Annotated in this window: 14 protein-coding genes; 8 read left to right on the forward strand and 6 right to left on the reverse strand. The window is 50.8% G+C overall.

Translation table 11 applies throughout. The annotated features are described in order from the left end of the window. Positions 1–15 precede the first annotated feature (15 nt). The 3 genes from WCN91_RS04395 to WCN91_RS04405 are packed head-to-tail and all read left to right on the forward strand — an operon-like array spanning position 16 to position 1,992. Entirely contained in the window at positions 16–699 is a 684-nt protein-coding gene (locus WCN91_RS04395) for an energy transducer TonB (RefSeq protein WP_342676674.1), read from the forward strand. A 58-nt stretch (positions 700–757) separates the two neighbouring features. Then, positions 758–1,378: an RNA polymerase sigma factor gene (locus WCN91_RS04400; protein ID WP_105254735.1), complete on the forward strand. Its 621-nt coding sequence runs from the start codon at positions 758–760 to the stop codon at positions 1,376–1,378. After that, positions 1,378–1,992 (forward strand): hypothetical protein, encoded by a 615-nt coding sequence (locus WCN91_RS04405; RefSeq protein ID WP_342676678.1) that lies wholly within the window; start codon positions 1,378–1,380, stop codon positions 1,990–1,992. The genes WCN91_RS04400 and WCN91_RS04405 overlap by 1 nt, the downstream gene beginning before the upstream one ends. A 51-nt stretch (positions 1,993–2,043) precedes the next feature. On the opposite strand, the gene WCN91_RS04410 is transcribed toward WCN91_RS04405, so the two are convergent. The 5 genes from WCN91_RS04410 to cmoA form a co-directional block, all read right to left on the reverse strand. Next, a complete protein-coding gene (locus tag WCN91_RS04410) occupies positions 2,044–2,844 on the reverse strand; it encodes a DUF3108 domain-containing protein (RefSeq protein ID WP_342676680.1) in 801 nt (266 codons plus the stop codon). After that, positions 2,777–3,448 (reverse strand): phosphoribosylglycinamide formyltransferase, encoded by a 672-nt coding sequence (gene purN / locus WCN91_RS04415; protein ID WP_342676681.1) that lies wholly within the window; start codon positions 3,446–3,448, stop codon positions 2,777–2,779. Before purN ends, WCN91_RS04410 begins: the two co-directional genes overlap by 68 nt. Continuing rightward, complete coding sequence (gene purM / locus WCN91_RS04420; protein ID WP_342676683.1) at positions 3,448–4,500, reverse strand: phosphoribosylformylglycinamidine cyclo-ligase; 1,053 nt, start codon at positions 4,498–4,500, stop codon at positions 3,448–3,450. The genes purN and purM overlap by 1 nt, the downstream gene beginning before the upstream one ends. A gap of 366 nt (positions 4,501–4,866) precedes the next feature. Then, complete coding sequence (gene cmoB, locus WCN91_RS04425; protein WP_342676686.1) at positions 4,867–5,835, reverse strand: tRNA 5-methoxyuridine(34)/uridine 5-oxyacetic acid(34) synthase CmoB; 969 nt, start codon at positions 5,833–5,835, stop codon at positions 4,867–4,869. Positions 5,836–5,846: 11 nt separating this feature from the next. Then, positions 5,847–6,572: a carboxy-S-adenosyl-L-methionine synthase CmoA gene (gene cmoA / locus WCN91_RS04430; protein WP_212548156.1), complete on the reverse strand. Its 726-nt coding sequence runs from the start codon at positions 6,570–6,572 to the stop codon at positions 5,847–5,849. Between the two features lie 227 nt (positions 6,573–6,799). Between cmoA and WCN91_RS04435 the strand changes: the two genes are divergently transcribed. Continuing rightward, the gene (locus WCN91_RS04435; protein ID WP_342676690.1) at positions 6,800–7,465 is read left to right on the forward strand and encodes a DUF3334 family protein; all 666 of its coding nucleotides are present in this window, start codon (positions 6,800–6,802) and stop codon (positions 7,463–7,465) included. A 7-nt stretch (positions 7,466–7,472) separates the two neighbouring features. Here the strand turns inward: WCN91_RS04435 and WCN91_RS04440 are convergent, their stop codons facing one another. Then, a complete protein-coding gene (locus WCN91_RS04440; RefSeq protein ID WP_342676692.1) occupies positions 7,473–8,330 on the reverse strand; it encodes a DUF72 domain-containing protein in 858 nt (285 codons plus the stop codon). Positions 8,331–8,523: 193 nt separating this feature from the next. Here WCN91_RS04440 and aspS point away from each other — a divergent pair, with 193 nt between their 5' ends. From aspS to ruvB, 4 genes are all read left to right on the forward strand, one after another. Further along, positions 8,524–10,311, forward strand: coding sequence for an aspartate--tRNA ligase (gene aspS, locus WCN91_RS04445; protein WP_342676694.1), 1,788 nt, complete (start codon positions 8,524–8,526; stop codon positions 10,309–10,311). A 130-nt stretch (positions 10,312–10,441) separates the two neighbouring features. Further along, entirely contained in the window at positions 10,442–10,963 is a 522-nt protein-coding gene (gene ruvC, locus WCN91_RS04450) for a crossover junction endodeoxyribonuclease RuvC (protein ID WP_342676696.1), read from the forward strand. 2 nt (positions 10,964–10,965) lie between these two features. Continuing rightward, positions 10,966–11,586: a Holliday junction branch migration protein RuvA gene (gene ruvA, locus WCN91_RS04455; RefSeq protein ID WP_342676700.1), complete on the forward strand. Its 621-nt coding sequence runs from the start codon at positions 10,966–10,968 to the stop codon at positions 11,584–11,586. A gap of 13 nt (positions 11,587–11,599) precedes the next feature. Beyond that, complete coding sequence (gene ruvB, locus WCN91_RS04460) at positions 11,600–12,604, forward strand: Holliday junction branch migration DNA helicase RuvB (RefSeq protein WP_342676702.1); 1,005 nt, start codon at positions 11,600–11,602, stop codon at positions 12,602–12,604. Positions 12,605–13,192 lie beyond the last annotated feature (588 nt).

Raw genomic sequence — 13,192 nt, forward strand, 5'->3', positions numbered from 1 at the left:
TTAAGGGGAAAGAGCATGGAAAATACATTGAATATTACTCAGGGCGCTCACCAGAGTGGTACATACGAACCGGGTTTTGAGCCCAGCCATAATCTGATTGCACCAGGTTTTAAGGCGGTTGCCTTTGCCTTAGCCGCTGCGGCGATCACTTTGGCGACCTTTAGCTTTATGGTGTCGCTGTTGACCGCAGAGCAACGTGCGCCCATTGAGGTGTTTGACGATGTCATTGTGGAAATCATGGAGCCGCCCAAGCACACCAAGGTGATCAAAAAAGCCAAGCCGGTGCCACCTAAGGTTGAGCCAAGGCCAGAATCAAGGCCAAGCCTGGTTGCCGACCCAGGTGGTGAGGTGCTGACGTTAGCGCCGACATTGCCGGATATGGGCACCGAGATGTCGGACTTGGGGGAATTTTCATCCATGTCTCGCGATACCGCCATGCCCTTGGTGCGGGTACCGCCGCAATACCCAGCGACCGCCGCCCGTGAGGGGATCGAAGGTTATGTCATACTGAGCTATGATATTTCCCCAACCGGTCAGGTTATCAATGCTAAGGTAATTAGCGCCGAGCCCAAGCGGATTTTTGATCGTGAGGCCCTTAAGGCGCTGAGTAAATGGAAGTTTAGCCCTAAGGTTGTGGAGGGTGTGGCTAGGAGCCAGCCCAATCAACAGGTAAGATTAGACTTTAACTTGCAAAATTAGTCGCCTAGGGCGCCACCCTGGATTTGAGCCTAGGGTGGCGCCGATTTAAGGAGTGAAGATGCTAAAAGCGGTTGCCACACGGATATTTGCGCCCCTGTCGCCAAACTATAGCCACTATAGTGACGAGCAATTGGCGCAACTGGCCGCCGACAGCGCCAAGGCACGGGATGTCTTGGTGCTCAGGCTAAGCGACGATGTACTGTATTTTTTGCAGGCCCAGTTAGTGTCCTTAAGTGAGGATAGTCACACGCGGCGGCAATTGGCGCTCGATTTATTGCATGAGGTGTGGTTGCGCTGGTTGGCCCAGCCACAGCGCTTTAGTGTGCAACAGCAGGGCAGTTTTAAGGCCTGGTTATTTAGCCTGGCCCGCAATCAGGTGATTGATTATGCCCGCAGGCAAAAGCGTCATCTACCGGTAGAAGAATGTCTGCAAGAGCCTAATTTGCACCTCGACGCCCAGCATATAGAGGGACTGATCATGGCCGCTACCGAGCAGCAATTAACAGCGGCGATAGCAGATTTGCCGCACTTACAACGCGAGGCCTTAACCTTGCAACTCGAGGGTTTTAGTTTGCAGGAAATTGCCCAGATCACCGCCAGCGCCCAAGAGAGTGTAAAAACCCGATTGCGCTATGCACGCGCAAAAATCGCCGCCACCATGGTCAAAGGAGCACAGTAATGGCAAACCGCGGATCAGACAAACTGGCCCAATGGCAGCAACAGCAAAAACAACAAAGCGCCCTGCAGGCACAGGAGAAAAAAGCCTTGTTGTCGGCCCTCGATTCGAGCCCCCGTAATCGCCGTAGCTGGTGGCATCAGGGTCAGTGGCTGATGGCCTGTGTGGCCTTATTTACCCTGGTGTCGGTAACCTGGCAGGCGGCAAAGCAAGAGCATGCGCCCCTGTATAGCGTTGAGAGTTATACGCGCATGGAAATCTTTGATATCGCCGATGGCGAGCAACGCATGCGCATCAGCGACACGGTACCGGCGCAACTGGGCAGCATAGAGCAGGCCGAGCTGCAGCTGGCAAATCAGCTGCGGGTGCAACACCAGGCCTATGCGCTTGGCAGTGAAACGGAGCCGGTTCGTTTAGTGCGTTTAGTGCAAAATAAAGGCGATTGGTTGTTGGCCGATTGTCGGCAACAGGTGTTGATCGCCTTGAGCTCTGAACTGTTGAAGCGGGTAGAGCGCCCTGGAGTGCGTTTGCAATCCGGCACCTTGTTGGCCTTGTCTTTTGACAATAACGGGCAGCTGGTGGCAATACAGGGAGCGGGCAAGCATCAGCAGTGCTGAGGTAAGAGAGGTCAGGCGCTAAAGTGTAGCGCCTGGTTGTGTGTTCTCAGATTAGTGGGTTGCGGTACCCGACGTGTACTTGGCCAACTCCACCTGGAATTGTTCAACGCCGTCTTTGCCCTTGTACATGCGCACCATCATGTGGTCCATGCTCGGTGCAAACCAGGCAATGGCTTGGCGCTTATCGTTGTCGTACACCCGTTTCACCTTAATGGTTTCCACATTGCCTATGGGCAGGGTAATGGTTTCGTTGCCAACCACCTCGAATTGATACTCTCGGTCATTGCCTTTTTTATCCACTATGGGGTAGCTGAACTTGGTTTCGCCCTTGCTCAGCGCTTGACGTAGCGAGATCTGGTAAGAGAGTACGTCCTGGAAGTTTTGGTTCCAGGTGCATTCGAGCGGGTATTTGGACTGGTTGCTGAACACCTGCTGTTGCTGGTGATCAAAGCTGATCTTATAGGTTTTATCCGGACCTGTCCCGCTGCGCTCAAGCACATAATCAACGGGTAATACGGTGCCGTCGACAAATTTAAAACGGCTGCTTTCCTGGCGCTCGTCGGAGAAGATCATCCACTCAATTTCGCTGTGGTAGCTCAATTCATACAGGTTATCATCGACGCGAGTAAGGCTACGTTGCGCGGCACCATGGCGTTCTCCCTGACGGGTCACTATGTATTCGGCGCTGTATTCGTTGAGGGTAATTTGCGGCGCGGGGTTGGCGTCTTGTTGCTCGGCGTGAGCAAGATTGATACCGCAGCCAAGGACTGCGGCAATCAATAATTTAGCTGTCCAAGTGCGCGTTGAGGTCGGCGCCTTGGCTTGGAAGGGTGTTGTTATCGAGCACTGCATAGTTATCTTCCATTTTCAGTCGTTGTTCGCTGAACCACTTAACCACCAACGGATAGATAATATGTTCTTGTGCATGAACCTTCTGCGCCAAGCTGTCAGCCGTGTCATCACTTTCGATGGCCACCTGTGCTTGAACTATCACAGGTCCGCCGTCGAGCTCTTCGGTCACAAAATGAACGCTAACGCCATGCACTTTATCGTTTGCATCTAACGCACGCTGGTGGGTGTTCAGCCCTTGGTACTTAGGCAACAGGGAAGGGTGAATGTTCAACATTTTCCCTTTAAATTTTTGCACTAAGCCAGCTGTTAGAATACGCATAAATCCAGCTAATACAACACAGTCGGGTGAAAAACTATCAATGAGGTCACCCAGAGCCACGTCATATTCTTCACGTGAGGCAAACGCCTTGTGGTCTAACACTTTTGCTTCGATGCCAGCCTTTTTAGCTCGCTCAAGGCCGAATGCGTCGGCCTTATTGGAGATCACCGCGCAGATTTCAGCGGGGATGGTACCCGCTGCAACCGCATCAATGATGGCCTGAAGGTTAGAGCCACTGCCCGAAATAAGTACAACGAGTCGGGCAGGTACCTGGCCAGGTGTCATTATTGCGCACCGCCAAGGATTTCAACTTGCTCTTCGCCAGCGGCTGCATTTTGGATTTCACCAATGTGCCAAGCGTTTTCGCCCGCATCTTTAAGAATGCTCAGGCTTTGCTCTAGCTTGTCGGCAGGAACCACAAGTACCATGCCTACACCACAGTTAAAGGTGCGGTACATTTCGTGCGTTTCAATGTTGCCGTTTTCTTGTAGCCAGTTGAATACCGCAGGCCACTGCCAGCTGTCGCCCTTGATCACGGCTTTAGCCGACTCAGGCAATACGCGTGGGATGTTTTCCCAGAAACCGCCACCGGTGATGTGTGAAAGCGCGTGTAGGTCTACTTGCTTAAGTAGCTCTAGTACCGGCTTAACATAGATGCGTGTCGGTTCAAGCAGGTGCTCGCCTAGGGTCTTGCCTTCGAATTCGCTGTTAGTGTCGGCGCCAGATACCTCTAATACTTTACGAATTAGTGAGTAACCATTTGAGTGAGGGCCGCTAGAAGCAAGGGCGATAAGCTGATCACCGGCAGCAACCTTAGTGCCGTCGATAATGCCTTCTTTTTCTACCACACCCACACAGAAGCCAGCCATGTCGTAGTCGTCGCCTTCGTACATGCCAGGCATTTCAGCGGTTTCACCACCGATAAGGGCACAACCAGAAAGCTCACAACCTGCGCCGATACCCGTTACTACGTCGGCAGCCGTGTCTACGTCTAGTTTGCCGGTGGCATAGTAATCAAGGAAAAATAGTGGCTCGGCACCTTGAACGATAAGGTCGTTAACACACATGGCAACCAGGTCGATGCCTACGGTGTCGTGTTTTTTAAGGTCGATAGCAAGGCGCAATTTAGTGCCCACACCATCGGTACCGGCAACTAAAACAGGCTCTTTGTAGCCAGTCGGTAGCTGACATAGCGCACCAAAGCCGCCGATGCCGCCCATCACTTCAGGACGTTTGGTCTTTTTCACAACGCCTTTAATGCGTTCTACTAGGGCGTTACCCGCATCGATATCAACGCCGGCATCTTTGTAGCTAAGAGACTGTTTTTGTTCGCTCACAGGGTTTCCTCAAAATTTAATTTAGGGGTGATCAGGGTCTGTTGACCTTTGTTGTTTGTTTCTGCAGCAGTTTGTAGTGTATTTATACAAGGCGGCACATGTGTGGTGTAGTTATTCTACATAAACATGTAACAACACAGTAGAAATGCGCTACAAACGCTGCCCTGTGGGTTCATCTTAACGCCTCCTGCTCTGTGTTGCTCGCTATGTCCATAGAATGACTATGCAGCACAACGAGCGCCGTGATCAGAATGCGTTTAGATTGAACATAAAGTAAACCACAAAGATAAACAGGCCCTCTAAACGCCGGGCATTTTACAGCAAATGCCGCGGCTTAGCTAGGAAAAGGAGGACCTTTGTCCTTGTTTATGCGGTGGCCACAATAACCGCTCTTAATGGTGCCGGATAGCCCTCAATGGTCTTGTTTGGATCATTAGGGTCCAGGAAATCGGCCAGGGATTCATTTTCCATCCACTCGGTGCGGCGCTGCTCGTCGAGCGAAGTTTGGTCGGTGTCGACGACGCGAATATTTTTAAAGCCAACGCGGCGCATCCACAGCATCAGAGCCTCGGTGCTGGGGATATACCAGACATTACGCATTTTCGCGTATCTGTCTTCGGGTACCAGTACGGTATTGATATCGCCTTCAATTACCAGGGTTTCCAGCACCAACTCACCGCCTTTACGCAACTGGGCACGTAACTGGGCTAAAAAGTCGATGGGTGAGCGGCGGTGATACAGCACGCCCATGGAAAATACCGTATCAAAGGCCTTTAGCTCGGGCAGTTGCTCTACCCCTAAAGGCAGCAGGTGCACCGCCGGATCTGGATTATAGTTTTTAATGGTCTGGAATTGGCACAGGAAGAGATCGCTTGGGTCGATGCCCACTACCAGCTCGGCACCTTCGCCGCGCATACGCCACAGGTGATAGCCGGAGCCACAGCCGATATCCAGCACCTTGCGACCATGCAGTGGGCTGATATGAGGTAAAACACGATCCCATTTCCAGTCGCTGCGCCATTCGGTGTCGATGTCAATCCCAAACAGTGAGAAGGGGCCTTTGCGCCAGGGCATAAAACGCTGCAATAAATGAATTAGCTGCTTGCGCTGGCCCTCGTTAATATCCTCGCTGGTGCCCACTTGCACCTGGGTTTGAATATTCACTTCTGAGGCATTCAATTCTGGCAGGTTATTGAGCACTTTTTGCCATTTGGGCATATCGCCATGGCGGGCTTCGTCTTGCCAGTGTTGCAGTTGTGCCGGCAGGGTATTGAGCCAATGACTGAGCTCGGTGCAGGCAATATGGCGATAGAATTCGTTAAACCATTGATTCATTGTTGTTCCGTTTATTTTATGGCGACCATGGAGCAAAAGTTAAAGCATTGATACCACACCTGGGTTTGGCTAAAGCCAATCTCATTAAGGCGGGTAAGATGCGTGCCTAGGGTGTCGGTGCGCATGACATTTTCAATGGCGGTGCGCTTTTGACTGATCTCCAGCTCGGAATAACCGTTGGCTCGCTTAAAGTCATGGTGCAGATCTATCAACAGGTCGTCGACGACTTGGTTTTCACCACGCAGCTTTTCGCTCAACAGTAAAACGCCACCTGGTTTCAGGGCATTGTAGATTCGACTTAAGAGCGCATGACGTTTTTCCGGCTCGATAAACTGCAGGGTAAAGTTCATCGCCACCACTGAGGCATTCTCTAATTTAGCGTCTAATATGTCGCCCAGTTCCACGCTCACCGGTACGGTAGAGCGAAAGCCCTCCAGGTGCAAACGGCAACGCTCAACCATGGCCTCGGAATTGTCGATGGCAATGATTTCACATCCCGCCTGGTTGAGATTACGGCGCATGCTCAGGGTGACGGCACCTAGTGAGCAGCCCAGGTCGTAGAGGTTGCTGTTATCTTGCGCGTACTTACCGGCAAGCTTGCCCAGGGTGCTGACTATGGTGGCGTACCCGGGCACCGAGCGCTCGATCATGTCGGGGAATACTTCCACCACCTTGGCGTCAAAGGTGAAGTCTTTTACTTGTTGTTCTGAGGCGTAAATACTGTCTTTGGCTGACACTTTGCTAAGCTCTAGCTAGAAACGATGGCGTTATTTTATCATTTTTGTGTTGCTTGTGGGGAGCTTTAGTGGGCGATTATGTACGGGCATTAACCCTGTGTGTTGGCTAAGGAGATATAAGAGCAGGAACGCGGATAAAAAAGCGCCAATAAACCGAGCCTATTTGCCGTAAATCCAATACGTTAGTCACGGCAATGTGCCATTAACAGCAGCAAGTGAGACTGTGCATGAGTAAAAGTAAAGTAATTAGCACCGATGATATCCTCGCCACCTTATGCCATTCGGTCACCGAGGTCTTATCATCTGCCAGTGGTAATAGCATAGGTTATTCCGCCATGGTGCAGAAAATTTCGCGTACCTGTATGCGCCCGGACATAGGCTGTTTTGTACTTTTTGACGGCGGCTTTACCGGGTTAGTTGTCACCAACTTCAGTGCGCAGGCGGCGATGGAAATTTACGGCGATTACCTCCGTAATATGGGCATGCCGGAGGGTGAGCTGGCACAGAGCCATTTGTCCGATGATGTGGCCAATGTGCTTGGCGAGTTGATGAATCAGATCGTCGGCGACTTTACCAAAAAAGTGCGCGAACAATTGCATACCTCTATCAGCCAAAATCAACCGAAAATGATGGCCATTAACAAGCAGGTGCAGATCTCCGTCGATACCACCTCAGACAGGCCGCAGGCACGACGAGTTACCTTTACCACCCAAGGTCAGCATATCTTCTATCTTGAAATGGCGATGGAAAAAACCGAGTTTTTTAAGCTGCGTGATTTTGATATCAATGAAGACTTGGATAAGAGCGCAACTAATACCCGCGAAAAGGCCAAGCAAGCGCAAGAGGTAGAGCAGGATATCGATGATGACTTTATGGAAAACCTGGGGCTGTAAGCCTTAGCTAAAAGAAACTGCTTTGCTGGTTGAACTCGCCGGCAAAGGGGTCGACAGCTCTATGATGATAACCGCAGTGGGCTTTTAAATCCTGAGCAAACTGTCGTGCTAATAAAGGTGCGCCATGATTGTCCGCGGTGTGCAAAAACACATAAGGCTCACGGCCTTCATCCAGCCATTGCTTAATTTTTTTGAGCCAGGGTTGATAGTAGCTTTGATATTCATCACCCATGGCGGCGATAACAAAACGCACGATAGGGCGCTGGCCCAAAGCAATAGCATGCACGGGGAGGTGGGGCTTCTTTTGCTGGGCATCAATAATGGCTTCGTTATAAGGCTTGGCGGCAAACAGCGCCCGGGTATCCATGCACACACGATCTATGCCTTGCTCAAAACAATAGCGATTAAGCTGTTTCTCACTATCTCCTTTTGTGAAAAATTCAAGGTGCCTGACTTCTATGCTGCGGCCAATATCGGCGGGTATCTGCGCCATAAAGTCTTGTAGGCGACTTAAGTGCATGGGGGCAAAACTGGCGGGCAGTTGCAGCATCAGGGATCCGGTCTTTTCCAGCAAGGGTGACATTAATTTCAACCAGGTATGTACCTCCTGTTTATCACATTGCAGCGCCAGGTCGTGGCTAAAGCGCTTGGGAAACTTAAAGGTAAAGCGAAAGTCATCGCCGGTGGCCTCATGCCAGCGCTGTACTGTCTCAGTCTTGGGATCGGCATAAAAGGTGGTGTTCCCTTCAACCGAGTTAAACACCTGGGCATATTGCGCCAGCATCTGGGCGTTCTGACAATCAGAAGTAAAAAGACTGCCTTTCCAGGCGTTATTGGCCCATTGTGGGCAACCCAAATACAACATCTGTGCTTTTGCTCTTGTCTTTATTTGCTCTGATACGCAAATGCTACCATAGCTTGGGTCTTCAAGGTGGTGAATAAATAGCCAAGCCGTAGTTTGCTTCGTGACATTGACCGTCGTTTTTATATAATTGACGCAATTTATTTGGCCACTGCGTGCATTTAGCTCACGCGCTTACAATTAAAACAGGAATATTATGCGCTCTATATATTGCGGACACTTGAACAAAAGCCATGTCGACCAAGAGGTTACTCTTTGTGGTTGGATCAACAAACGCCGTGATCTAGGTGGTTTGATCTTTGTCGATGTGCGTGACCGCGAAGGCCTGGTGCAGGTGGTGTTTGACCCTGAAGTAGAAGGGTTAATGGATATTGCCAACAAACTTCGTCAAGAATTCTGTGTACAGATCAAAGGTGTGGTGCGTGCTCGCCCCGAAAGCCAAGTAAATAAAGATATGGGCACGGGTGAAGTTGAAATTCTTGGCACCGCGCTTGAAATCATCAACCGTGCCGAAGCGCTACCGCTGGACTTTAACCAGCAAAACTCAGAAGAGCGTCGTCTTAAATACCGTTATCTTGACCTGCGTCGTCTAGAGATGAGCGATCGCATTAAACTGCGCGCCAAAGCGTCAAGCTTTGTACGTCGTTTCTTAGATAGCAACGACTTCCTTGATATCGAAACTCCGGTATTGACCAAGGCGACACCAGAGGGGGCTCGTGACTACTTGGTACCTAGCCGTGTACATCATGGCAGCTTCTACGCCTTGCCACAGTCGCCGCAGTTATTTAAACAGTTGCTGATGATGTCTGGTTTCGACCGTTATTATCAAATCGTGAAATGTTTCCGTGACGAAGACTTACGTGCAGACCGTCAGCCTGAATTCACCCAGATCGATATCGAAACCTCGTTTATGACGTCGGATCAGGTTCGTGCCATCACCGAAAAACTAATTCGTGATATGTGGCAAGAGCTACTAAACGTTGATCTTGGCGAATTCCCTGTAATGGCTTACGAAGAAGCCATGCGTCGCTTCGGTTCGGATAAGCCGGACTTACGTAACCCGATGGAACTTATCGACGTTGCCGACTTGGTGAAAGACGTTGAGTTTAAAGTATTCTCAGGCCCGGCCAACGATGAAAAAGGCCGTGTAGCTGTACTTACCGTACCAGGTGGTGCTGATTTATCACGTAAACAAATCGATGATTACACTAAGTTTATCGGCATCTATGGGGCAAAAGGTCTGGCCTGGATGAAGGTTAACGACCGCGACGCCGGTGTTGAAGGCGTGCAATCACCTATCGCTAAATTCCTAAGTGAAGAAGTGATCACTGCCTTGCTTGAGCGCACCAATGCGCAATCTGGCGACATCATTCTATTTGGTGCCGACAGCCGCAACGTGGTTAACGAAGCCATGGGTGCACTGCGCTTGAAAATCGGTTTAGACCTTGAGCTAACAGATTTAAGCAAGTGGGCACCGCTTTGGGTTGTTGACTTCCCAATGTTTGAAGAAGACGACGAAGGTAACCTGCACGCGGTACACCACCCGTTCACGGCACCAAAAGGCGTAAGCCCAGAAGAGCTGGAAGCCAACCCGGCAGGCACCTTATCTGATGCCTATGACATGGTCTTAAACGGCTACGAAGTCGGTGGTGGCTCGGTACGTATTCACAACAGCGCCATGCAAGAAACAGCTTTCCGCATCTTGGGTATTGAAGAGCAGGAGCAACAAGAGAAGTTCGGCTTCTTACTGGATGCCTTGAAGTACGGTACGCCTCCACATGCGGGTCTGGCCTTTGGTCTTGACCGTCTGGTAATGCTGCTATGTGGCACAGACAACATTCGTGACGTAATCGCGTTCCCGAAAACGACTCAGGCTTCATGCTTGATGACGGATGCGCCCAGCGGTGCCAACCCGGATGCGCTTAAAGAGCTGGGTATCGCCATTGCACCTAAAGTAAGTGCGGAAGCGGAGCAGGGTGAGTAATTCCTCTCGCCATACAAACTAGTTCAATCTTAAAAGCGGCTTAGGCCGCTTTTTTCTTGTGTCTCGCCTTTACACTGGTCATCCATACAGTTACCATTGTTTGGTGCAATAACAAGAATAAGGTTTCTGGGTGAGTATTATTTTGGGGATTGACCCTGGCTCGCGATTCACCGGTTACGGCGTGGTGCGCCAGCAAGGACAGCGTTTTGTCTATCTAGGCAGCGGCTGTATTAAGCTTGGCGATAACGCATTTCCAACGCGCTTAAAAATGATCTACCAAGGCGTTACCCAGTTGATCGAACAGTTTAACCCCGACGCTTTTGCCATTGAGCAGGTCTTTATGGCCCATAACCCTGACTCGGCACTCAAGCTGGGTCAGGCTCGTGGTGCCGCCATCGTTGCCGCCACCATGGCAGAGCTGGGCGTACATGAGTATTCCGCGCGCCAGGTAAAACAAGCCGTGGTGGGTAAGGGCTCGGCAGAAAAAGCACAAGTTCAACATATGGTTAAGTATATTTTAAAGCTGCCGGCGACGCCTCAAGCGGATGCCGCCGATGCCTTGGCCATTGCCATGTGTCACGGTCACTCACAACAAAACCTGATTAAATTAGCCGGCCAGGCGCGCAAAACCGTGCGTGGTCGTTTGAGGTGAATATGATAGGAAGAATTCGCGGACAATTAGTCGAAAAACAGCCTCCAGAAGTGCTGGTGGATGTGGCCGGTGTCGGCTATGAAATCAGCTTGCCCATGAGCTGTTTCTACGCCTTGCCTGAGTGCGGCGAAGACGTCACCCTGTTTACCCATTTTGTGGTGCGTGAAGATGCCCAGCTTCTATTCGGTTTTAACACCAAAAGCGAGCGCGCTCTGTTTCGCGAGCTGCTAAAAGCCAATGGTGTGGGTCCTAAACTTGGCCTTGGCATTCTCTCGGGCATGTCGGCGGAGCAGTTTATCCGCTGTGTCCATCATGGCGATGCCAGCACCTTAGTGAAATTGCCTGGGGTGGGCAAGAAAACCGCCGAGCGTTTGGTGCTGGAAATGAAAGACAGGCTCAAAGACTGGGGGCCGGATCTATTCACGCCATATACGGATGCGGCGCCCCTCAGTGCTGCCGGTGGTGATACCCTAGCAGCCACCAATGCCACAGATGATGCTATTGCCGCCCTGGAAGCCTTGGGTTATAAGAATAGTCAGGCAACAAAAGCGGTGAAAGCCGTTGCCCAGGAGGCCATGACCTCGGAGCAAATGATCAAGCAAGCGCTTAGGGCGATGCTGTAACAGAGATAAGTGAATGATAGAAGCGGATAGACTAATTGAGCCCCAGCAGCAGGGCAATGAAGACGTGGTCGATAGGGCCATACGACCTAAGCTGCTGGCGGACTATCATGGTCAGCCTCATGTAAAACAGCAAATGGATATCTTTATCGAGGCGGCACGCTCTCGCAAGGAGGCCTTAGATCACCTGCTGATCTTCGGTCCGCCGGGCTTGGGTAAAACCACCTTGGCAAACATAGTCGCCAATGAGCTGGAGGTGAGTATTAAAACCACTTCAGGCCCGGTATTAGAAAAGGCCGGCGACTTGGCGGCCTTGCTAACCAATTTAGAAGCCCATGATGTGCTCTTTATCGATGAAATCCATCGCATGAGCCCGCATGTGGAAGAAATTCTCTATCCGGCCATGGAAGACTATCAACTCGATATCATGATAGGCGAGGGTCCGGCGGCGCGCTCAATCAAGTTAGATTTACCGCCCTTTACCCTTATAGGTGCTACCACTCGGGCCGGCTCTTTAACCTCACCGCTGCGCGACCGTTTCGGTATTGTCCAGCGCCTGGAGTTTTATAATGTCGATGACCTGGCATCCATAGTTAAGCGCTCCGCAACTCATCTTGGGCTCAGCATAGACGAGCAGGGTGCCTACGAGATTGCTAAACGTTCGCGGGGCACGCCGCGTATTGCCAACCGCTTGTTGCGCCGCGTTCGTGATTTTGCCGAGGTGAAAGGCGATGGCAGCGTGTGCGCCGATATAGCTGCTCAGGCTCTGGATATGGTTGATGTTGATAAAAGCGGTTTTGATTATATGGATCGCAAGTATTTACTGGCTATTATCGAGAAGTTTATGGGTGGGCCGGTTGGTTTGGAAAACCTCGCCGCGGCCATAGGTGAAGAAAAAGAAACCATTGAAGATGTGATAGAGCCTTATCTGATCCAACAAGGTTTTATTCAGCGTACACCAAGAGGGCGAATTGTCTCTGATCATGCCTATGCCCATTTTGGTCTGCATAAGGCGACCTAAGTCTGGTGTGTAAAATCGCATTTTATTAGCCGAGCACTAACTAGCCAAGTCATAAGCTCGGCTTTTTTATGCCCTGCATACCTGTTGGTCGGGATTCATCCCGATAAAAGATGCACCATTGGCTACCTAGCAAGGCTAAAGCCTCACCTACAGGTATTGTTTAAGCTCCGAGCTAGCCGAGTGTTGTGCGTTGACCTTTGCTGCCATGGTTGTAGGTCGGGATTCCATCCCGACAAATATGCACTATTGATACCTTGCCGACGCGAAGCCCCGGGCGACAACAGGCTGCTAATTGCTTGTCATACGACAGCCGATTCACAGCGGATTAAGGCTGCGCGGATTAGGGTCTGTGACTGAGCTTGATTCAGGCAAAAAAAAGCCCGCTAATAAAGCGGGCAAAACAACAAGTTGAAGGAAGTAAATCCGAGGAACACACCAGCTGCTCAATAGTAGGGTGAAACAGCCGATGGTGTGAGGTGGGGAATCAGAAACCACCTCATGAACTGTGCAATAGAGCCATAGTTGGTTGCGCTAGCTCAGTACAGGGAGAATAATAAAGCGGTAGCAGATTTTCTTCAAACTAGAAAA

This window comes from Pseudoalteromonas qingdaonensis (assembly GCF_038739665.1).
GTDB lineage: Bacteria > Pseudomonadota > Gammaproteobacteria > Enterobacterales > Alteromonadaceae > Pseudoalteromonas > Pseudoalteromonas qingdaonensis.

What these genes read in the sequence shown, in the direction of transcription:
- WCN91_RS04395 (WP_342676674.1), top strand. Translation starts at nt 16, where the DNA reads ATGGAAAATACATTGAATATTACTCAGGGCGCTCACCAGAGTGGTACA.
- WCN91_RS04400 (WP_105254735.1), top strand. Translation starts at nt 758, where the DNA reads ATGCTAAAAGCGGTTGCCACACGGATATTTGCGCCCCTGTCGCCAAAC.
- WCN91_RS04405 (WP_342676678.1), top strand. Translation starts at nt 1,378, where the DNA reads ATGGCAAACCGCGGATCAGACAAACTGGCCCAATGGCAGCAACAGCAA.
- WCN91_RS04410 (WP_342676680.1), bottom strand. Translation starts at nt 2,844, where the DNA reads ATGCAGTGCTCGATAACAACACCCTTCCAAGCCAAGGCGCCGACCTCA.
- purN (WP_342676681.1), bottom strand. Translation starts at nt 3,448, where the DNA reads ATGACACCTGGCCAGGTACCTGCCCGACTCGTTGTACTTATTTCGGGC.
- cmoB (WP_342676686.1), bottom strand. Translation starts at nt 5,835, where the DNA reads ATGAATCAATGGTTTAACGAATTCTATCGCCATATTGCCTGCACCGAG.
- WCN91_RS04435 (WP_342676690.1), top strand. Translation starts at nt 6,800, where the DNA reads ATGAGTAAAAGTAAAGTAATTAGCACCGATGATATCCTCGCCACCTTA.
- WCN91_RS04440 (WP_342676692.1), bottom strand. Translation starts at nt 8,330, where the DNA reads ATGTTGTATTTGGGTTGCCCACAATGGGCCAATAACGCCTGGAAAGGC.
- aspS (WP_342676694.1), top strand. Translation starts at nt 8,524, where the DNA reads ATGCGCTCTATATATTGCGGACACTTGAACAAAAGCCATGTCGACCAA.
- ruvA (WP_342676700.1), top strand. Translation starts at nt 10,966, where the DNA reads ATGATAGGAAGAATTCGCGGACAATTAGTCGAAAAACAGCCTCCAGAA.
- ruvB (WP_342676702.1), top strand. Translation starts at nt 11,600, where the DNA reads ATGATAGAAGCGGATAGACTAATTGAGCCCCAGCAGCAGGGCAATGAA.